Origin of the sequence: Rhizobium sp. BE258, assembly GCF_031457345.1 — a bacterium.
Lineage (GTDB): Bacteria > Pseudomonadota > Alphaproteobacteria > Rhizobiales > Rhizobiaceae > Rhizobium.
In genome coordinates, this window is record NZ_JAVDWL010000002.1 from 635,043 (window position 1) to 653,659 (window position 18,617).

Here is an 18,617-nt window from a genome sequence, read left to right on the forward strand (position 1 = left end):
GCCAGACGGCGCTTGAAATCTTCAAACAATGGCTGTATCAGCGCCATGCAAATCGCGGGCCGCCTGGTTCGGCCGCACGGATTGCCGCTTTAGCTCAGGTGGTAGAGCACATCATTCGTAATGATGGGGTCGCAGGTTCGAGTCCTGCAAGCGGCACCATTTGCTTTTCCCAGTCGTTTCAATACCGCTAAAAACACAGCCTATGGCTTTGTTAAGCTTTTTCATAGTTACGCAATGATTGAAATACATGGTTAACCCTTGATTGATATCCTTTCCTCCAGTTGTGATTTGGGGGATAGTTTCTATGAAAGGTTTGGCTGCCGCGGTTTTGGCGTCGGCGTTTTCGGTCGTTGGCGTTCACGGGGCGATGGCTGCCGATCTGGCGCCTAACGATCTGATGATCCCGAAGTTTCTGCTCGATGAACCGGAGAAAGTACCGGCAACGGCGAGCCGGTTCACCGGATATATCGAAGGGGGCTTCGAGACCGGCACATCGCGCGACACCGAGCTCGACAGCCGCTCGTGGCGGTTGCGCGGATCGATGAATGCGAGTTCCGACACCGGGCTCAACCTGCAGGCGGATGCCGATTACGCGCATTCCTATCTCCAGGAATACGGCTGGAACGACAATATCGGCGGTACGCTGCATGTTTATTACCGGCCTGACGGCAACTATGCGTTCGGCGTCTTCGGCCAGACCGGACGGTTTGAATCGCGCTTCCTGCCGGATACGACCGCACGCGACTATCTCGGCGGCCTGGAAGCCGCATGGCTCGGCACCGACATGACCATCTATGGTCAGGCCGGCCTCGGCACGACCGATATCGGCGGCTTTGACTATGATCACTATGCCGGCCGTGCCGGGATGCGCTATTTCTTCACCGACAATATCCGCGCCGATTTCGAAGCTGCATTCGACCGCTACCAGGATGACATCGAGACGGCCGATATCTGGAAGATCTCCGCGATCGGCAACTACCGACCGGATGGCACGCCGGTCTCCTTCTATGCGGGCTACCGCTTCGAGCATGCCAAGCTCGCTGTCGACGACTTCGGCAGCGACAGCGACATCTCCAACAACTTCCTCGTCGGCATGCGCTATCACTTCGGCTCGACCAGTCTTAAGGACGAAGAGAGCAACGGCCCGATCTGGCGCGGAGCGTCGTTCTAGGCAGAAACGGGATTGACCATGGCCGCCGCAGCGAAACCATCGCTGCGGCGGTTTTGCGTTGTGTAACCGGAAGGATAATTGGCTTTACAGAGCCCGCAGCAAGGGCCTAAAAACCAAAGCAGCACTTCGCGCCGGCGCTTGCCCCTTTCTGCCGAGCCGCCTTCGATGACGGCATAGCGAAGCATCCTGAAAGGTAAGTCATGTCTGATACGGCCCAGCGCTCGAACCGCGTTCTCGTTGTCGCGACCATCATGTTTGCCACCTTCATGGTGGCGATCGAAGCCACGATCGTGGCGACCGCAATGCCGCGCATCGTCGGCCAGCTTGGCGGTTTCAGCTATTACAGCTGGGTATTTTCGGCCTTCCTGCTGGCGCAATCGACGACCACCGTCATCTACGGCAAGCTCTCCGACATCTTCGGCCGCAAGCCGGTACTGATCGGCGGCATCGTGGTGTTCCTGATCGGCTCGCTGCTTTGCGGCTTTGCCTGGTCGATGACCTCGCTGATCGTCTTCCGCCTGCTGCAAGGCCTCGGCGCAGGCGCCATCCAGCCGGTGACGATGACGATCATCGGCGACCTCTTCAAGCTCGAGGAACGTGGCCGTGTCCAGGGCATCATGGCAACCGTCTGGGCAACCTCGGCGGTGGTCGGGCCTCTCGCCGGCGGCGTCATCGTCGACAATATTTCCTGGGCGTGGATCTTCTGGATCAATCTGCCAATCGGCGTCTTCTCGATCATCGCCTTCTCGCTGTTCCTGAAGGAAACCGTGGCGCACAAGGAGGCCAGCATCGACTATCTCGGCGCGATCCTGTTTTCGATTGCCATCATCGCCGTGCTGGTGATCCTGACCGAGACGGATGCCAGCGCCTGGATCCTGCTCTCGCTCGCCGCCGTCTTCGTCATTTCGGGCGCCCTGTTCTTCTGGCAGGAGAAACGCGCGCCCGAGCCGATCATCTCGATCGCGCTGTGGAGCCGCCGCCTCGTCGCGACGAGCAATATCTGCATGCTGCTTGCCGGTATGGCGCTGATCGGGCTTTCCACCATTCTCCCTGTCTATATTCAGGGCGTGCTTGGCCGCTCGCCGATCGTGGCCGGTTTCACGCTGACCATGCTGGTTGTCGGGTGGCCGCTGTCGGTGATGATGTCGAGCAAGCTGTTCAAGGCCTTCGGCATTCGCAACACCCTGCGTTTCGGCAGCCTGCTGTTTCCGTTCGGTGCGCTTTTCCTGCTGTTCCTGACGCCGGACAGCTCGCCGATCGTCGCCGGTGCCGGCTCGTTCTTCATGGGCTTCGGCATGGGCCTGATCAACCTGACCAGCATTGCGCTGGTTCAGGACAGCGTCGAATGGTCGATGCGCGGCAGCGCCACGGCCTCGATCATTTTCGCCCGAAGCCTCGGCAATACGCTGGGCGCCACCGTCCTCGGGGCGATCCTGAATGCCGGGATCAATCACTATGCCAGCGGCGACACCGCCGAGAACCTGCACAACGTCCTGAACCAGCCGACCGGATTGACCGAGCTCGCAGGCGATCCCGTTGTGCGCGGCATCTTCGATGCGTCATTGCACTGGAGCTTCTGGGGCATCGTCGTGGTGGCGGTGATGACGCTGATCTCGACGTGGCTCATCCCGGTCGGCGATCATCGTCGCAGGACGACGAGCGTTTCCGCTAGCGAAGCGGCATCGCACTAAGGATCAGACATCGGCCGGATTCTGCGGCAGCGATTGCAGCAGGGTCTGGCGGGCCGAGCGCAGGTGCAGGCGGGCCGAGAAATCGATCTGCGCCTGATCGCCGGATTCCAGCGCAGCGATGTAATCGAGATGCTCGTGAATGGCGCGCTCGTTGCGCTGGCGGGCGGCCGCCTTGTTCCACTGGTAGTGATAGTGGAACACGATGGCGATGGCATCGTAGAAATCGGCGATGAAGCGGTTCTTCGAAGCGCGGTGGATCAGCAGGTGGAAGCGCTCGTCGAGTGCCGAGAACTCCTTATAGCGGCGATCCATGTCGGCAAGCACATCGAGATGGTCCTGCTTGATGACGGCCAGATGCTGCCAGGCGGCATGATCCTTAGGCAGACGGCCAAAATCGGCGGCCGAGTGGAGCTCGAACATTTCGCGCACATCGGCGAGTTCCAGCGCGAATTCGCGGGTGAAGCCCTTCAATATCCAATGACTGTTCGGCCGCTTCTCGATCAGCCCGAAACGGGAGAAGCGGATCAGGAATTCGCGAACGCTTGTCGTCCCGGTACCGATCTCGCGGGCCAGTTCCAGCTCGTTGATCTGCATGCCGGGCGCGGCATCATCCGAGAGGATGCGCTGCATGAAGCTGCGCTCGATGATGTCGTGCAGCGAATCCGTTTCCTCGGATGGAAAAAGATCCTTGGCGGTCGGCGCCCTGAGCACGATCTTCTGGCGCTTGTTCCAGCGGATGATCCCCTCGTCGCTCAGGCGCGTCAGGATCGCCCGCGCGGTGCTGCGGCTGATGCCCAGCTGGGCGGCAATTTCGGGCTCCGACGGCAGCGCGGCATCCGGACGCAGTGCGGCCGCATACCTGTTGTACGCTTCCTTGAAGACGGTATTCTGTCTTGCCATGCCACCCCGCTCCTTCCCGTGCGCCGAGACCCTGCACGCGATCGTGCGGCCAGTGCGCCGGGGGCTTATCCATTGCAATCCTTATATTATTCTGGATTGCTTGCGGCTGTTTGCCTCCCTCGTCCACAGGAACAATATTCCCGTTGACTTCAAAATGTTTATTGTAGATAAAAAACAAAATCAATGCGCATTTCGCCAATGCAGCGAGCGTTTTCCTCAGGGAGAAGACAATTGGACAAACTTCCTTGGCTCATCCTTTCGGCCGGAGATAATGTCGCCGTCGCCACGTCGGCCATCGAGCCCGGAGCCATTGTTGCCGGCGTCGCCGCACGGCAGAAAATCGACCCCGGCCACAAGGTTGCGATCGCCGACATCCCGCTCGGCACGCCCGTTGTCAAGTATGGCCAGGCCATCGGACGCACGACCGCAGAAGTGAAAGCGGGTGACCACGTCCACAGCCACAATCTGCATTTCGAAAACGACCGCCTGGCAGCGACCGCCAATTCCGCGCCGGAAGCGGCGACCGCCGAAGACAAGGCCCGCACCTTCATGGGTTACAAGCGTGCCGATGGCCGCTCCGCGACCCGCAATTACATCGGCATCATCGCCAGCGTGAACTGTTCCACCACCGTCTGCCGCGCCATTGCAGACGAGGCAAACCGGACGATCCTGCCGCATTACGAAGGCATCGACGGCTTCGTGCCGATCGTTCACGACCAGGGCTGCGGCATGAGCTCGACCGGCGACGGCATGGCTGTTCTGCACCGGACGCTTGCCGGCTATACGCGCCACGTCAATTTCGGCGGCGTGCTGATGATCGGCCTCGGCTGCGAGGTCAACCAGCTGACGCTTTACGGCCAGAGCGGCGCCGGCGACACCAAGCGGCACTTCAATATTCAGGATGCCGGCGGCTCGCGCCGCGCCGTCGAGCGCGCCATGGGCATGCTGCGCGAGATCGCTGCCGATGTCGGCAAGGAACGCCGCGTGGCGCTGCCGATCAGCGACATCATCATCGGCCTGCAGTGTGGCGGCTCGGACGGCTTTTCCGGGATCACCGCCAATCCGGCGCTCGGCGTCGCGGCCGATCTGCTTGCGGCAGCGGGCGGCACATCCATTCTCTCGGAAACCTCGGAAATCTATGGTGCCGAGCATCTGCTGCGCAGCCGTGCCGTCAGCGACGACGTGGCAAGGAAGCTCGACGAGAAAATCGTCTGGTGGGAAAAATATGTCGGCCTGCATGGCGCATCGCTCGACAACAACCCCTCGCCCGGCAACAAGCGCGGCGGCCTGACGACCATTCTCGAGAAGTCGCTTGGCGCCGTCGCCAAGGGTGGGCGCTCGCCACTGACAGCCGTCTACGGCTATGCGGAACGCGTCACGGCGCCGGGTCTGGTCTTCATGGATACGCCCGGCTACGACCCAGTTTCGGCAACCGGCCAGGTCGCGGGCGGCGCCAACATGATCGCATTCACGACGGGACGCGGCAGCTGCTTCGGCTGTCGTCCCGCTCCATCGCTGAAGCTGTCTAGCAACTCGGCGCTCTATGCGGCGATGGAAGAGGACATGGATATCGACTGCGGCACGATCGCATCAGGTGACGCGACGATCTCGGGCAAGGGCCGCGAGATCTTCGAGCTCATCATCAACACCGCATCGGGCAAGAAGACCAAGAGCGAAGAGTTCGGCTACGGCGATAACGAATTCGTGCCGTGGCATCTTGGAGCAACGCTCTAATATACAGACAGACAAGTCTTCAGAGGAGGAATGATGAAGACGAGGAGGATCGGCAAGACGGATCTGCAGGTGACCGAAATCAGCTTCGGTGCTGCAGCTCTCGGCGGCCTCTACCGCGCCTGCCCGCGCGAGCAGGCGATGGACACGCTGGATGCGGCATGGAATGCCGGTATCCGCTATTTTGACGTGGCGCCCTGGTATGGCCTCGGCCTCGCCGAGCGCACTGTCGGCGACTTCCTGCGGTCCAAGCCGGAAGCCGAGTATGTGCTGTCGACCAAGGTCGGCCGCCTGCTGCGGCCGGTGCCGACCGGCACTGTTCCCGATTACAGTTATGTCGATCCGCTCTCCTTCGATGCGGACTATGACTATTCCTATGACGGCATCATGCGCTCGGTCGATTTCAGCTATGCGCGGCTTGGTCTCAATCGCATCGACATTCTCTATGTGCACGATATCGGCGGCTATACGCATGGCGCCGCGAAAAATGCCGTCCATCTGAAGCAGTTTCTCGACAGCGGCATCAAGGCGCTGGAGCAGCTGAAATCGAGCGGCGCCATCAAGGCTTTCGGCCTTGGTGTCAACGAGGTGCCTGTTTGCCTCGACGTGATGCGCAATGCCGATATCGACGTGATCCTGATGGCCGGGCGCTATACGCTGCTCGACCGTTCCGCGGTGGCCGAGCTCATTCCGCTCTGCCAGCAGAAGGGCACGAGCCTTGTGGTCGGCGGCGTCTTCAATTCGGGGATCCTGGCGACCGGGCCAGTGCCCGGCGCGCATTTCGACTATATGGCGCCGACGCCTGATGTCGTTGCCAAGGTGACCGCGATGGAAGAGATCGCCAAGCGCCACGGCGTTCCCTTGGCCGCGCCCGCGTTGCAATTCCCGCTTCGCGATTCATTCGTCTCATCGGTGCTGATCGGCACGGCCAGGGCATCCAGCCTGGAGCGCAACATGCAGCTCTTCGAGCCGCGCCTGCCCGACAGCATCTTCCCGGAATTCGAAAGCCAAACGCTCGTTGCTAAGCCATTGGGCAGCGATGCCGTTCGTATGTAGGAGCCACGCATGCTTAAGGGTGTCCACCCCGTCCTCAGCCCCGACCTGCTTCTGGCGATCGCCAGAATGGGGCATGGCGACGAGATCGTTATTGCCGACGCCAACTTCCCGTCCGCCAGCATGGGCCCGGAAATGATCCGCGCCGACGGCGTGAGCGCCACCGATATGGCCGAAGCGATCCTGACCCACTTCCCGCTAGACACTTTCGTGCCGGAAAGCGCATGGCGCATGGAAGTCGTCGGTGACGCGGCAGCCGTGCCCGAGGTCTGCGCCGAGTTCCAGGCGATCGTCGACCGCAAGGCGGGTGACAGCTTCCGCATCGCCACGCTGGAGCGCTTCGCCTTCTACGAACGGTCGCGCAAGGCCGCCTATATTGTCGCGACAACCGAATTCCGGCTCTACGGCAATCTGATCCTGAAGAAGGGCGTCGTCCTTCCCGAAGAGGTCTATCGCGGCTGACGACAATTTTAGAGTATCTTTGAATTGATGGAAAAACATAAGCTTAGGGAGGATTGAAGGAAGCGAAAAAGGCGAAATTGCCCCACTTGCAATTTCAAAAAGCCTCAGCTAGCTTCATCCGGCAAATGTTTTTTATCGATAAAAATCGTCCGCCTGCGTTCAGCGGTTTGGTTTTCTGGAGGAGAACGCAACTTGGGAGGAGAACCCACAATGAGCATGAAGTCCATCCTTTCCCGCCGGGCGTTTAGCGCTCTCGCAGGTGCAGCCTTTATCGCAACGGCAATGCCGATGCCGTCCTTCGCTGCGGAAGTGACGATCCCGATCATCGTCAAGGACACCACGTCCTTCTACTGGCAGATCGTTCTGGCCGGCGCCCGCAAGGCCGGTACCGATCTCGGCGTCAAGGTGCCGGAACTCGGCGCGCAGTCTGAATCCGACGTCAACGGCCAGATCAGCATTCTCGAAAACGCTGTTGCCGGCAAGCCGGCCGCTGTCGTCATCTCGCCGACCGAATTCAAGGCGCTCGGCAAGCCGATCGACGAAGCTGCCAAGTCCGTTCCGATCATCGGTATCGACTCCGGCGCTGACTCCAAGGCCTTCAAGTCGTTCCTGACCACCGACAACACCCAGGGCGGCCGCATCGCTGCTGACGGTCTTGCCGCTGCCATCAAGGGCGCCACCGGCAAGGAAGAAGGCGAAATCGCCATCATCACCAGCATTGCAGGTGCAGGTTCGCTCGAACAGCGCCGCGAAGGCTTCCTCGATCAGGTCAAGACCAAGTATCCGGGCCTGAAGGTGATCGCCGACAAGTATGCTGACGGCCAGGCAACCACCGGCCTCAACATGATGACCGACCTCATCACTGCCAACCCGAACATCGTTGGCGTTTTCGCGTCCAACCTGATCATGGCACAGGGCGTCGGCCAGGCGATTGCTGAAAACAAGCTCGGCGACAAGGTCAAGGTCATCGGCTTCGACAGTGACGACAAGACCGTCGGCTTCCTGAAGGACGGCGCACTGGCCGGTCTCGTGGTGCAGGACCCCTATCGCATGGGTTACGACGGCATTAAGACCGCACTCGCCGTCTCCAAGGGTGAGAAGGTCGAACAGAACGTCGATACCGGCGCAAACCTGGTCACCAAGGCCAACATGGCAGAGCCGAAGATCGACGCTCTTCTGAACCCGAAGATCAAGTAATCTTCAGTCGAGGCCGCGCGTAAGAAATTCCGCGCGGCCTTTTCTTCACCTGTGTTATCGTCCGCGTGGTAGCGCGGAACCTGGGTGGAGAAACAGGAATTCGCATATGGGAGGAGAGGTCCATGGACGGACTGGAAGAGGTCAGTCATCGCCACGATGACAGTGCCACGCTGAAAGAGGCAAGCCGTATTCCGGCAGGTTCGCCCATCCTGGAACTCAAGGGATTGCAGAAGAATTACGGCTACGTCCAGGCGCTGAAACCAGCGACGGTGACATTTCTGGCCGGTGAAATTCACGCGATCGTCGGCGAAAACGGCGCCGGAAAATCCACCCTCATCAAGCTTCTGACCGGCGTCATCACCCGCACGGCGGGTGAAATTCTCTGGTGCGGCCACCCCGTCGGTCTGTCCTCGCCGAACGAGGCGATCGCCCGCGGCATCAACGCCGTCCATCAGGAAGTGGTGCTCTGCCCGCACCTGACCGTGGCCGCCAACCTTTTCCTCGGCGACGAGGTCAATCAGTTCGGCCTGATGCGCAAGAAGCAGATGGTCAACATGGCCCAGACCGTGCTCGACGATCTCGGCTTCGGGCTGCCCGCCAGTGCGCTGCTCAGCGATCTGACCATTGGCCAGCAGCAGCTTGTGGCGACCGCCCGGGCCGCGATGCGCGGCACGCAGTTCCTGATCTTTGACGAGCCCACAGCCTATCTGACCCGCCAGGAATCGGCCCAGCTCTTCAAGCTGATCCGAAGGCTGCAGGCGGAAGGCGTGACGATCGTCTATATCAGCCACCGCATGGAAGAAGTGTTCGAGCTCGCAGACCGCGTTTCGGTTCTGCGCGACGGAACCCATGTCGGCACACGCCTGATCGGCGAGACAAACGAGACCGAGTTGATCGCCTTGATGATCAATCGCTCGATCGAGCAGATCTACCACAAGGAAGAAATTCCGATCGGCGAGACGATCGTCGAAGTGCGCGGCCTCTCCGGACCGGGCTTCGACGACGTGTCCCTGAGCGTCAAGGCCGGGCAGATCGTCGGGCTTTACGGCCTCATCGGTGCGGGGCGCAGCGAATTCGCGCTCGGCCTCTACGGCCGGGAAAAGACGACATCAGGTGAAATTCACTGGATGGGCAAGAAGGTCGATATCAAGAACGAGCGCGCCGCCATGGATCTCGGCATCGCGCTGGCGCCGGAAAGCCGCCGCGACCAGGGGCTCTGCCTCAACCTGCCGATTGGCCTCAATATCAACCTGCCTGTCTTCAAGCGGCTGAGCAGCGGGCCCGTCATCAATCATACCGTCGAGACAGCGAACGCCGACAAGCAGATCCGCGATCTCAGCATCAAGACGCCGAGCCGCCGCGTGAATGCATCCAGCATGTCCGGCGGCAACCAGCAGAAGATCGTCATCGGCAAATGGCTGAGCCATGGCGCGCGGCTGTTCATTTTCGACGAGCCGACTGTCGGCGTCGATGTCGGCACCAAGGCGGAAATCTACCGGCTCTTTGCCAAGCTATTGAAGGAAGGCGCGGGCATCATCCTGATCTCCTCCTACCTGCCTGAAGTCTACGAGCTTGCGGACCGGCTGCATGTGTTCCGCGGTGGCAAGCTTGTCGCCAGCCATGATTTCCACGCAGCGTCGCATGAAGAAGTGCTTGGCGAAGCGATCGGCGTCTGAGCAAGAAGAATAAGAGGGAGAGAGAACAGTGACTGCAACCCCCACCGAAATTGCGCCTCCGCCGCCACGCCGCAAGGTCAACATTCTGTTCGGCCTGACCCTGATCGGTCTGCTGCTCTTCCTCTGGCTGATGCTCGGAATTTTCACCGCCAGCTTCTGGACGCCCCTAAACATCAGCAACCTGCTGCGGCAGGGGTCGATGACGGCTATCCTGGCGCTCGGGCAGACCTTCGTGATCATCACGGCGGGTATCGACCTTTCGGTGGGCGCCATCGTCGGCTTTGCCGGGGTCATTATCGCCTGGCTTTTGCAGGCGGGCGTCCCGGTCTGGGCGGCTATCCTGCTTACCCTGCTGTTCGGCGTGCTGATCGGCACCTTTCACGGCTTCGGTATCGTCAAGATGGGCCTGCCGCCCTTCATCATCACCCTGGCAACGCTGACATCGCTGCGTGGTATCGGCCTTTTGATCACCAATGGCTCGTCGATCAATATCGTCAACGAGGACTTCTCGAACTTCGCCCGCGCCGACTTCCTCGGCATTCCGAGCCTGTTCTGGATGGTGATCCTGGTCGCGGTGCCGAGCTTCGTGTTCCTGCATCTCAGCCGCTGGGGCCGCTATCTCTTCGCGGTCGGCTCGAATGCAGAAGCCGCGCGCCTCTCCGGCGTCAACGTCAACCGGATGATCTTCCTCGCCTATATTCTCTCCGCCACCTTCGCCGCCTTCGTCGGCGTGCTGCTGGCCTCCCGTATCGCCATCGGCAACGCGACACAGGCGGACGGCTGGGAGCTGCAGGCGATTGCTTCCTCGGTCATCGGCGGCACGTCGCTCTTCGGTGCGGTCGGCTCCGTCCACGGCCCGCTGATCGGCGCCTTCATTCTGGCGACCATCAACAACGGCGCGAACCTGCTCAACGTCAACTCCTTCTGGCAGCGCATCATCACCGGTCTTCTGATCATCGTGATCGTCTACTTCGACCAGTTGCGCCGCCGCCGGAGCGTCTGAGACGAAAAGCGAAGCCGGTCATCGACCGGCTTCTTCACTTCTGAATGCGAGAAACAAGATGAAAGCAGTGCTTTGCCAGAAGCCCGGTGTGCTCGAAATCGTCGAGCGCCCTTCCCCCGGCACGCCCGCTCCCGGCTGGGTGCGGCTGGCGGTCAGCCATGTCGGCATCTGCGGCACGGACTACCACATCTTCGAAGGCAAGCATCCGTTTCTCGAATATCCGCGCGTCATGGGGCATGAGATATCCGCCACCGTCGTCGAGACCGGCGACGGCGTGGCGATGGCGGTGGGAATGCCTGTGATCGTCAACCCCTACCTTTCCTGCGGCACCTGCGTTGCCTGCCGGAAGGACAAGCCGAACTGCTGTACAAACATCAAGGTTCTCGGCGTCCATACCGATGGTGCCTTCTGCGAAGAGATCACGGTACCCGCGGGCAATCTCTATGCCGCAAAGGGTCTCAGCCTCGAAGCGGCGGCGACCGTCGAGTTTCTGGCGATCGGCGCGCATGCTGTTCGCCGGTCGATGGCAGCCGCCGGTTCGCGCTCGCTCGTCATCGGTGCCGGCCCGATCGGGCTCGGGGCGGCCATCTTCTCCCGTATCGCCGGTCATGAGGTTACGCTGCTCGATACCAGCGCCGAGCGTCTGCAGATGGCCGCCGATCGTTTCGGCTTCCAGTCGGGCATCGTCGCGAACGAGGCAACCGCCGATGCAGTGAAGGCTGCAACAGATGGCGATTGTTTCGATGTGGTCTTCGATGCCACCGGCTATGGCCCGTCGATGGAAAAGGCCTTCTCCTTCGTTGCCCATGGCGGCGCACTGGTACTGGTCAGCGTCGTCAAGGACGAAATCCGCTTCTCCGATCCCGAATTCCACAAGCGCGAAATGATGGTGATCGGCAGCCGTAACGCAACGCGGATCGATTTCGAACATGTGGCGGATTCGATCGCCAAGGGCCTCGTGCCAGTCGACAAGCTGATCACCCACCGCACGACGCTCGCGGACGCGCCACGCGATCTCGCCCGCTGGGCGCATGAGAAGAGCGGCCTGATCAAGGCCGTGATCAAGGTCGCGGGTTGATCAGACCGCTTCGATGACCTGACGCATCTGACGGACGATGCCTGTATCCGTCTGGTTCGAGCTCGGCGCTTCGAAACCGAAGGCAACCGCGCGCGGGTCCATGCTGGCCAGCGCCGAGCTGCAGGAGCCGTGAATTTCCCGGGCGCCGGTAGCACGCAGGATTTCGGCTGCATTGGACGGGCGCACGCCGCTGCCCGGCATGATCGAGATGCGGCCAGCGGCCGTGGCCGAAAGCCGCTTCAGGGTTTCGAGACCGTCCATGGCCTTCGGCACGCAGCCGGACGTCAGGATGCGCTCGCAACCGAGTTCGACGGCCTGTTCAAGCGCCTCATCGGCATCCGGAACCAGATCGAAGGCGCGGTGCAGCGTGGAGCCCAGACCTGCCGCATGAGCCTTGAGGCGATGGATGAGCGGCATGTCGAGCGTCCCGTCCGGCCGGTTGGCGCCGATGACGACACCTGCGAGGCCGAAAGCTCTGACGGCATCGATATCCGCCATCATCGACGCCTCGTCGGCCGCATCGAAGATGAATGGCCCGGCATGCGGGCGGATCATCGCGTAAACAGGGATCGGCGCTGCGGCTGCGGCTTTCATCATGCCTGCAACGGGCGTCAACCCGCCGAGTTCGAGAGCGGAGCAGAGTTCGATGCGGTTGGCGCCGCCTTCGATCGCGGCAGCAAGCCCCTTGGCGCTATCGACGCATACTTCAAGCAAAACCGGCATTTCTCATCTCCCGAATTGGCGCGCCGAACGCTCTACGCCATGACCGGCGATTTTGCGATGGGTTGGCCGACGATTTTGCGTACGGCGTCGATGATCATCGTGCAGGCATCGGCGGAAGCTTTCCGGTGATTGAAGGCCACATGATAGGAAATCGGGATCTGCTCGGCCAGATCGACGATCCGCACGCGATCGGCAATCGGCAGCGCGCTGACGCGGCCGAGGAACGAGACATAGCCGTGATTGGCGACGAGATCGACGATCACGGGCAGCGAATCCGCCGCACGGATATCCTGATTGCGGAAGCGGCGGCTCACCATGCCGGCGCGGCTGAGCGCCGTCGCAGCGTCGCCGAGACCCGTGCGCTCGCTTGGGGTGCAGATCGGGTGAGCGGCGACCAGTGCGGCGACATCCGTCTCCGTGCTCTCCGGCGGGGCGATGGCGACAAGATCGGTGCGCAGCAGTTCGCGGTTCTGGAAGCTCTCGAGTCCGAAAACGGAATCGAGAATGGCAACGTCGATGCGGCCGGATTTCAGCGCCTCGCGCAGATCGTCGGCGGTCATCGAGATCAGCGAGATGGCATTCTTGTTGCGGCCGGTGTTCCAATCGGCAACCAGGGCGCCGAGGCAACGTGCCACCCAGCTTTCGGCGCCGGTCGGGATGATTGAACCAATCCTCAGCGATCGGGCGGTGCGCTGATAGCGCTCGTCGGCTGCCGATTTCAGGTCGTTCCATGCCTGGCTGATCGCCGAGAAGATCGCGTAGGCGCGCCTGCCCTCCTCGGTCAGGGCCGAGCCCTGCGCCTGCCGTTCGAACAGCTTGTGGCCGGTGAACTTCTCCAGATTGGCGATCTGCAGCGAAAGCTGCGGCTGACCGAGGCCGAGACGGCGGGCAGCACGGTTGATGCTGCCTTGATCGGCGACCTCGAGAAAACGCTCCATGGTCGCGACCTTCACCGGGATGCGGGCAGCCCAGCCTTCGAAGTCTTCCGGTGCCTCACCCGAGAGATCGGCAAGTTGGTCGATCGCCTCCAGAACGGGCACCAATCCCTCGCCCACCTTGCTGCTGGCGATCAGCGTCACCAGTTCGCCGGAACTGCGTTCCGTCAGTTTCAGCGCCAATTCGCTTTCGAGATTGGAGACAGCCGCCGATACCGTCGAGGCAGCCAACGTGAAGCGCCGCGCGGTCTCTCTGACGGACCCCGATGACAGGACATGGCTGGCGATGAAAAGGGCGCCCAGATGCAATGCGTGGGTCTCCGGAAGTCACTGAAAATCGGACACTATTGTGTGTTCACGAAAAAAGATATCCCATTTCGGAATTCGCAGGCTATCGTCACCGGACAAGAAAAACGGGGCAATGGCTGATGAAGCCGTTGAGCACTCGATGATCGTGGAAACACGCAAGGGAACAAAAACAAATCCCGCCAGCATTGCATAAAGGAATGCAATTGCGCGCGCGGGACTGCTTTCACGGCGATAATCGCGCCGCGATCGCAAATACTGGAGAGGGGTTGCATCGATTTTTCGAGAACGCACACTATTTCCATGATGCTCGCAGGTCCGGCATGACGGCGGCTTTCGCCCGAGCCGGGGGACTTAACACGTGAAGGGCTCCGCCAGAGCCCTAGCGCTTGTAAACGGTGCAAACCAAGGGGACACTCCATGCTGAAGAAACTCGCACTTGCCGTTTCTATTTCCGCCTTTGCGGCGGGTGCGGCCCATGCTGCAGACGTCGTCGTTTCGTCGAAGATCGATACCGAAGGCACGCTGCTCGGCAACGTCATCGCGCTCGCTCTGGAAGCCAACGGCATCAAGACCAAGGACCGTATCGCGCTCGGCGCAACACCTGTCGTGCGCAAGGCGATCACCGCCGGCGAGATCGACATCTATCCCGAATACACCGGCAATGCCGGCTTCTTCTTCAACAAGGCCGATGACGCCGCCTGGAAGAACATCGACCAGGGTTACGCGCTCGCGAAGAAGCTCGACTACGATGCCAACAAGATCGTCTGGCTGACACCCTCGCCTGCCAACAACACCTGGGCGCTCGCCGTTCGCAGCGATGTCGCCGGTCCGAACAACCTCAAGACCATGTCGGACTTCGGCAAATGGGTTGCCGGCGGCGGCGCTGCGAAGCTCGCGGCTTCTGCTGAATTCGTCAACTCGGCTGGCGCCCTGCCCGCCTTCCAGACGACCTACGGCTTCAAGCTGACGGCCGATCAGGAAGTGGTGCTCTCTGGCGGCGACACGGCTGCGACCATCAAGGCCGCGGCCGACCAGACCAACGGCGTCAACACTGCCATGGTCTACGGCACCGACGGCGCGATCCAGGCTGCCGAGCTCGTCGTTCTCGAAGACGACAAGAGCGTGCAGCAGGTCTATGCACCGACCCCGATCATCCGCGAAGACGTGCTGAAGGCCAACCCCAAGATCGAGGAAGTGCTCGCTCCGATCTTCAAGAGCCTGACCGCCGACGAACTGCGCAAGCTCAACGCCAAGATCCAGGTCGATGGCGAGCCGGCAAAGTCGGTTGCCGAAGGTTACCTGAAGGAAAAGGGCTTCCTCAAGTAATTCACATTGCTCCGCCCTTCGGGGCGGAGCTACCTTCTTGGCGGACAGGGATGGATCGATGGAAGAAACCTTAGCGGTCCGCAAACTGGACCGGCTCGGCGTGGTGTTGGTGACTGCTGGCGTTGTTGCCGCTGCTCTTCTGCCCTTCATCTATGTGAAGGCGAACCGCATTGCCTCAGGCAAGCCGATGCTTCTCACGCAGCTTCTCGACCAGCCCGCCACCATCGTTCTCACCCTCCTGCTCATCGCCACCGCCTTTGCCGCGCTCTTCCTGCAAAATGCCGTGCTGCGGCTTGCCATCAGCACGCTGGCGCTGGCCGCACTGATCGCCGCAATCGGCTTGGCCGCCACGGCCTTCACGCCGCCGAACAGCAATGCCGCGCGCATGACGCCCGGCGGCAGCTTCTGGATCCTGCTCGGCGTCGTCGGCCTGATCGTCTCGGATGCGCTGGTGAAAATCCGGCTGACACCCTGGATGCGGGTGGCAGCACTTGCCGCCTACAGCGCGTTGCTGGCGGTCTGCCTCACCTCCGGGCTGCTCGACAGCCTGTCGATCATGAAGGAATTCTCGACGCGTTCGGCGCAGTTCTGGTCCGAGGCCTGGTCGCATCTGCTGCTGGCCTTCGGGTCGCTAGCGATCGCCATCGTCATCGGTTTGCCGCTCGGCACCTTCTGCTTCTGGGTGCCGAAGCTACGCGCCGCCGTTCTGCAGGGGCTCAGCCTCATCCAGACCATTCCGAGCCTAGCACTGTTCGGCATCCTGATGCTGCCGCTCGGCTATATCGCAACACATGTGCCGCTGGCTGCCGAGCTCGGCATCCGCGGCATCGGCACCGCGCCGGCACTGATCGCGCTGGTGCTCTATTCGCTGCTGCCGATCGTCGCCAATACCGTGGTCGGCCTTGAGGGCGTTGATCCCTCGGTGCGTGATGCGGCGGCAGGCATGGGCCTGACGCGCCGGCAGATACTGACCGGGATCGATCTGCCGCTGGCGCTGCCTGTCATCGTCACAGGCATCCGCATCGTGCTCGTGCAGGCAATCGGCCTCGTCACCATCGCGGCACTCATCGGCGGCGGCGGCTTCGGCATCTTCATCTTCCAGGGCATCGGCCAGACGGCGATGGACCTGGTCATGCTCGGCGCCGTGCCGACCGTCTTCTTCGCCTTCTCATCGGCCGTCATCCTGGATGCGGTCATCGACAGCATACGGGGATCCGTCGCATGACCATGATCGAGATCAGGAACGTCACCAAGCGCTATGGCGCTGCCACCGTTGTCGATAACGTTTCGATGAGTGTCGAGAAAGGATCGGTCACGGTGATCGTCGGCACCTCGGGCTCCGGCAAATCGACGCTGATGCGGATGATCAACCGGCTGGTGCCGATCACTGAAGGAGAGATTTTCGTCGCCGGGCAAAACGTCATGGACGTGCCGGTGACCGAACTTCGCCGCAAGATCGGCTATGCGATCCAGGGCCACGGCCTCTTCCCGCATCGCACCGTGGCGCAGAACATTGCGACCGTACCGCAGCTTCTCGGCTGGGATGGCGCGCACATCGCCAAGCGCGTCGAAGAACTGCTAGGTCTCTTCAATCTCGATCCGGCGACCTTTGCCGAGAAGTATCCGCACCAGCTTTCCGGCGGCCAGCAGCAGCGCGTCGGCGTTGCACGCGCCTTGGCGGCAGAACCCGAAGTGCTGCTGATGGACGAGCCGTTCGGCGCGCTCGACCCCGTCATCCGCGGCAAGGCGCAGGACGACCTGCTGGCGATCCAGAAGCAGTTCGGCACCACCGTTATCCTTGTCACCCACGACATGGACGAGGCCTTCCATCTCGGCAACCAGATCGCCGTGATGAGCGGCGGCAAGCTGCTGCAATGCTCGACGCCGGAGAAGATCCTCACGGAACCTGCCGATCCCTTCGTGCAGCAACTGACGGGAACCTCGGACCGGGCGCTTAAGCTGATGTCACTCTCACCGCTCAAGGAAAGCATGGCGCCCGCCAAGAGCGGCCTCGGCTTGTCGCTGCCGCAATCGCTGAGCCTGCGCGATGCGCTGGCCGAGATGATCTGGCAGGGCTCCGAGGAAGCTGCGGTCACTGATGGCGCAAAGACAGCGGTCGGGTCGATCTCGATGACCAAGCTGCTCGAGCTGGGCCGCAAGGCATGAAGTTCATCGTCGCCAATATCTTCCGTGTGGCGGCTTTCCTGCTGCTTCTGATCCTGCTGTTCAGGACGGAGTGGCTTTCCTTCATGCTCGTGCCGCTGACCAATAACAACGCGCCGCCCGTTTACACGCAAAACAGCCTGCCCTCCCTGGCGTTGGCGCATCTGGAGCTTGTGATCGGCTCGATCGTCTTCACCGCCATTCTGGCGATCCTTGCCGGCGTGTTCGTGACCCGCAAAAGTGGGGAGGATTTCCTACCGCTGTCGCGCGCCATTGCTAATGCCGGGCAGACATTCCCGCCGGTCGCAGTGCTGGCGCTTGCGGTTCCTGCCACCGGTTTCGGGGCTGCGCCGACGCTGATTGCGCTCTTCCTCTACGGGCTGCTGCCGATCTTCGAAAACACCGTCTCCGGCATTCGCCAGGTCAATCCCGCCATTCTCGATGCCGCAGACGGCATGGGGATGAACCCGACGCAGCGGCTGTTCAAGGTGGAATTGCCGCTCGCCTTGCCCTTGATCCTCGAGGGTTTGAAGGTCGCGACCGTCATCAATATCGGCACGGCAACGATCGGCTCGACCGTCGCCGCCAAGGGGCTTGGTGAGGTCATTATCGCCGGCCTGATCTCCGACAATACCGCGTTCATCCTGCAGGGCGGCCTGATCGTCGGCCTGATGGCGGTGCTGATCTATGATGCGATGGGTCTCGTCGAAAGCGCGATCACCCGCAGAATTGGCTTGCGCCCCGCCTGATCCGGCGGCTACCAAGGCTGCCGTGATACGGCATGAGGAGGCTGCCTTGGCAAAAATGATTCACTCCATGATCCGCGTTGTCGATGAGGCGCGATCCGTCGAGTTCTACGGCAAGGTGTTCGGCCTCACGGTTGCCGATCGCATCGATTTCGAGACCTTCACGCTTGTTTACATGAGCAATCCGGAGACCGGCTTCGAGCTGGAGCTGACAGTCAACAAGGGCCGCACCGCGCCCTACAATCTTGGCGACGGCTACGGGCATCTTGCTGTTTCCGTCGATGAAGTCGCCGTCGAGCACGCGCGGCTGGAGAAGGCCGGACTCAATCCCGGCAAGCTGGTCGAGCTCAATCGCGACGGCAAGCTTTTCGCCTTGTTCTTCTTCATCACCGATCCTGATGGCTACAAGATCGAAGTTCTGCAGCGCCACGGCCGTTTTCGGTAAGAGCATCC

At 61.4% G+C, this 18,617-nt stretch carries 17 protein-coding genes and 1 tRNA gene; 15 read left to right on the plus strand and 3 right to left on the minus strand.

The genetic code is table 11. From position 1 onward, the window contains the following. Positions 1–83: 83 nt before the first annotated feature. The 3 genes from J2X43_RS08380 to J2X43_RS08390 all read left to right on the plus strand — a co-directional run bounded on the left by J2X43_RS08380 (position 84) and on the right by J2X43_RS08390 (position 2,862). A tRNA-Thr gene (locus J2X43_RS08380) sits at positions 84–159 on the plus strand. A gap of 145 nt (positions 160–304) precedes the next feature. Then, positions 305–1,171 (plus strand): hypothetical protein, encoded by an 867-nt coding sequence (locus J2X43_RS08385; protein ID WP_310293162.1) that lies wholly within the window; start codon positions 305–307, stop codon positions 1,169–1,171. 200 nt (positions 1,172–1,371) lie between these two features. Further along, positions 1,372–2,862 (plus strand): MDR family MFS transporter, encoded by a 1,491-nt coding sequence (locus tag J2X43_RS08390; RefSeq protein ID WP_310293164.1) that lies wholly within the window; start codon positions 1,372–1,374, stop codon positions 2,860–2,862. Positions 2,863–2,865: 3 nt separating this feature from the next. Here J2X43_RS08390 and J2X43_RS08395 read toward each other — a convergent pair whose 3' ends face one another. Continuing rightward, positions 2,866–3,762 carry a GntR family transcriptional regulator gene (locus J2X43_RS08395; RefSeq protein ID WP_112385339.1) on the minus strand — a complete coding sequence of 299 codons (897 nt, stop codon included), beginning with the start codon at positions 3,760–3,762 and terminating at the stop codon, positions 2,866–2,868. A 231-nt stretch (positions 3,763–3,993) separates the two neighbouring features. Between J2X43_RS08395 and J2X43_RS08400 the strand changes: the two genes are divergently transcribed. The 7 genes from J2X43_RS08400 (at position 3,994) to J2X43_RS08430 (ending at position 11,962) form a co-directional block, all read left to right on the plus strand. After that, a complete protein-coding gene (locus tag J2X43_RS08400; RefSeq protein WP_310293167.1) occupies positions 3,994–5,496 on the plus strand; it encodes an altronate dehydratase family protein in 1,503 nt (500 codons plus the stop codon). A 33-nt stretch (positions 5,497–5,529) separates the two neighbouring features. Then, a complete protein-coding gene (locus J2X43_RS08405) occupies positions 5,530–6,549 on the plus strand; it encodes an aldo/keto reductase (RefSeq protein ID WP_310293168.1) in 1,020 nt (339 codons plus the stop codon). A 9-nt stretch (positions 6,550–6,558) separates the two neighbouring features. Continuing rightward, complete coding sequence (locus J2X43_RS08410; protein ID WP_310293170.1) at positions 6,559–7,008, plus strand: RbsD/FucU domain-containing protein; 450 nt, start codon at positions 6,559–6,561, stop codon at positions 7,006–7,008. A gap of 210 nt (positions 7,009–7,218) precedes the next feature. Next, positions 7,219–8,205: an ABC transporter substrate-binding protein gene (locus tag J2X43_RS08415; protein ID WP_112385335.1), complete on the plus strand. Its 987-nt coding sequence runs from the start codon at positions 7,219–7,221 to the stop codon at positions 8,203–8,205. A gap of 122 nt (positions 8,206–8,327) precedes the next feature. Further along, positions 8,328–9,881 (plus strand): sugar ABC transporter ATP-binding protein, encoded by a 1,554-nt coding sequence (locus tag J2X43_RS08420; protein WP_310293172.1) that lies wholly within the window; start codon positions 8,328–8,330, stop codon positions 9,879–9,881. Positions 9,882–9,909: 28 nt separating this feature from the next. Next, complete coding sequence (locus J2X43_RS08425) at positions 9,910–10,884, plus strand: ABC transporter permease (RefSeq protein WP_112385333.1); 975 nt, start codon at positions 9,910–9,912, stop codon at positions 10,882–10,884. A 58-nt stretch (positions 10,885–10,942) separates the two neighbouring features. Continuing rightward, the gene (locus tag J2X43_RS08430) at positions 10,943–11,962 is read left to right on the plus strand and encodes a zinc-binding alcohol dehydrogenase family protein (protein WP_310293175.1); all 1,020 of its coding nucleotides are present in this window, start codon (positions 10,943–10,945) and stop codon (positions 11,960–11,962) included. On the opposite strand, the gene J2X43_RS08435 is transcribed toward J2X43_RS08430, so the two are convergent. After that, positions 11,963–12,685: a copper homeostasis protein CutC gene (locus tag J2X43_RS08435; protein ID WP_310293177.1), complete on the minus strand. Its 723-nt coding sequence runs from the start codon at positions 12,683–12,685 to the stop codon at positions 11,963–11,965. It lies immediately after the preceding gene. 32 nt (positions 12,686–12,717) lie between these two features. Beyond that, positions 12,718–13,929 carry a LysR family transcriptional regulator gene (locus J2X43_RS08440; RefSeq protein WP_112514042.1) on the minus strand — a complete coding sequence of 404 codons (1,212 nt, stop codon included), beginning with the start codon at positions 13,927–13,929 and terminating at the stop codon, positions 12,718–12,720. Between the two features lie 417 nt (positions 13,930–14,346). Between J2X43_RS08440 and J2X43_RS08445 the strand changes: the two genes are divergently transcribed. Genes J2X43_RS08445 through J2X43_RS08465 form a run of 5 tightly spaced genes read left to right on the plus strand, consistent with a single transcriptional unit; the run spans position 14,347 to position 18,609 of the window. Then, positions 14,347–15,255, plus strand: coding sequence for an ABC transporter substrate-binding protein (locus J2X43_RS08445; RefSeq protein WP_112385329.1), 909 nt, complete (start codon positions 14,347–14,349; stop codon positions 15,253–15,255). Between the two features lie 58 nt (positions 15,256–15,313). Next, a complete protein-coding gene (locus tag J2X43_RS08450) occupies positions 15,314–16,480 on the plus strand; it encodes an ABC transporter permease (protein WP_310293182.1) in 1,167 nt (388 codons plus the stop codon). After that, the gene (locus tag J2X43_RS08455) at positions 16,477–17,421 is read left to right on the plus strand and encodes an ABC transporter ATP-binding protein (protein WP_310293183.1); all 945 of its coding nucleotides are present in this window, start codon (positions 16,477–16,479) and stop codon (positions 17,419–17,421) included. The genes J2X43_RS08450 and J2X43_RS08455 overlap by 4 nt, the downstream gene beginning before the upstream one ends. Then, complete coding sequence (locus tag J2X43_RS08460) at positions 17,418–18,167, plus strand: ABC transporter permease (protein WP_310293184.1); 750 nt, start codon at positions 17,418–17,420, stop codon at positions 18,165–18,167. The genes J2X43_RS08455 and J2X43_RS08460 overlap by 4 nt, the downstream gene beginning before the upstream one ends. 46 nt (positions 18,168–18,213) lie before the next feature. Beyond that, on the plus strand, positions 18,214–18,609 hold the full coding sequence (locus J2X43_RS08465; RefSeq protein WP_310293186.1) for a VOC family protein: 396 nt from the start codon (positions 18,214–18,216) through the stop codon (positions 18,607–18,609). Positions 18,610–18,617 lie beyond the last annotated feature (8 nt).

What these genes read in the sequence shown, in the direction of transcription:
- J2X43_RS08385 (WP_310293162.1), top strand. Translation starts at nt 305, where the DNA reads ATGAAAGGTTTGGCTGCCGCGGTTTTGGCGTCGGCGTTTTCGGTCGTT.
- J2X43_RS08390 (WP_310293164.1), top strand. Translation starts at nt 1,372, where the DNA reads ATGTCTGATACGGCCCAGCGCTCGAACCGCGTTCTCGTTGTCGCGACC.
- J2X43_RS08395 (WP_112385339.1), bottom strand. Translation starts at nt 3,762, where the DNA reads ATGGCAAGACAGAATACCGTCTTCAAGGAAGCGTACAACAGGTATGCG.
- J2X43_RS08405 (WP_310293168.1), top strand. Translation starts at nt 5,530, where the DNA reads ATGAAGACGAGGAGGATCGGCAAGACGGATCTGCAGGTGACCGAAATC.
- J2X43_RS08410 (WP_310293170.1), top strand. Translation starts at nt 6,559, where the DNA reads ATGCTTAAGGGTGTCCACCCCGTCCTCAGCCCCGACCTGCTTCTGGCG.
- J2X43_RS08415 (WP_112385335.1), top strand. Translation starts at nt 7,219, where the DNA reads ATGAGCATGAAGTCCATCCTTTCCCGCCGGGCGTTTAGCGCTCTCGCA.
- J2X43_RS08420 (WP_310293172.1), top strand. Translation starts at nt 8,328, where the DNA reads ATGGACGGACTGGAAGAGGTCAGTCATCGCCACGATGACAGTGCCACG.
- J2X43_RS08430 (WP_310293175.1), top strand. Translation starts at nt 10,943, where the DNA reads ATGAAAGCAGTGCTTTGCCAGAAGCCCGGTGTGCTCGAAATCGTCGAG.
- J2X43_RS08435 (WP_310293177.1), bottom strand. Translation starts at nt 12,685, where the DNA reads ATGCCGGTTTTGCTTGAAGTATGCGTCGATAGCGCCAAGGGGCTTGCT.
- J2X43_RS08445 (WP_112385329.1), top strand. Translation starts at nt 14,347, where the DNA reads ATGCTGAAGAAACTCGCACTTGCCGTTTCTATTTCCGCCTTTGCGGCG.
- J2X43_RS08450 (WP_310293182.1), top strand. Translation starts at nt 15,314, where the DNA reads ATGGAAGAAACCTTAGCGGTCCGCAAACTGGACCGGCTCGGCGTGGTG.
- J2X43_RS08455 (WP_310293183.1), top strand. Translation starts at nt 16,477, where the DNA reads ATGACCATGATCGAGATCAGGAACGTCACCAAGCGCTATGGCGCTGCC.
- J2X43_RS08460 (WP_310293184.1), top strand. Translation starts at nt 17,418, where the DNA reads ATGAAGTTCATCGTCGCCAATATCTTCCGTGTGGCGGCTTTCCTGCTG.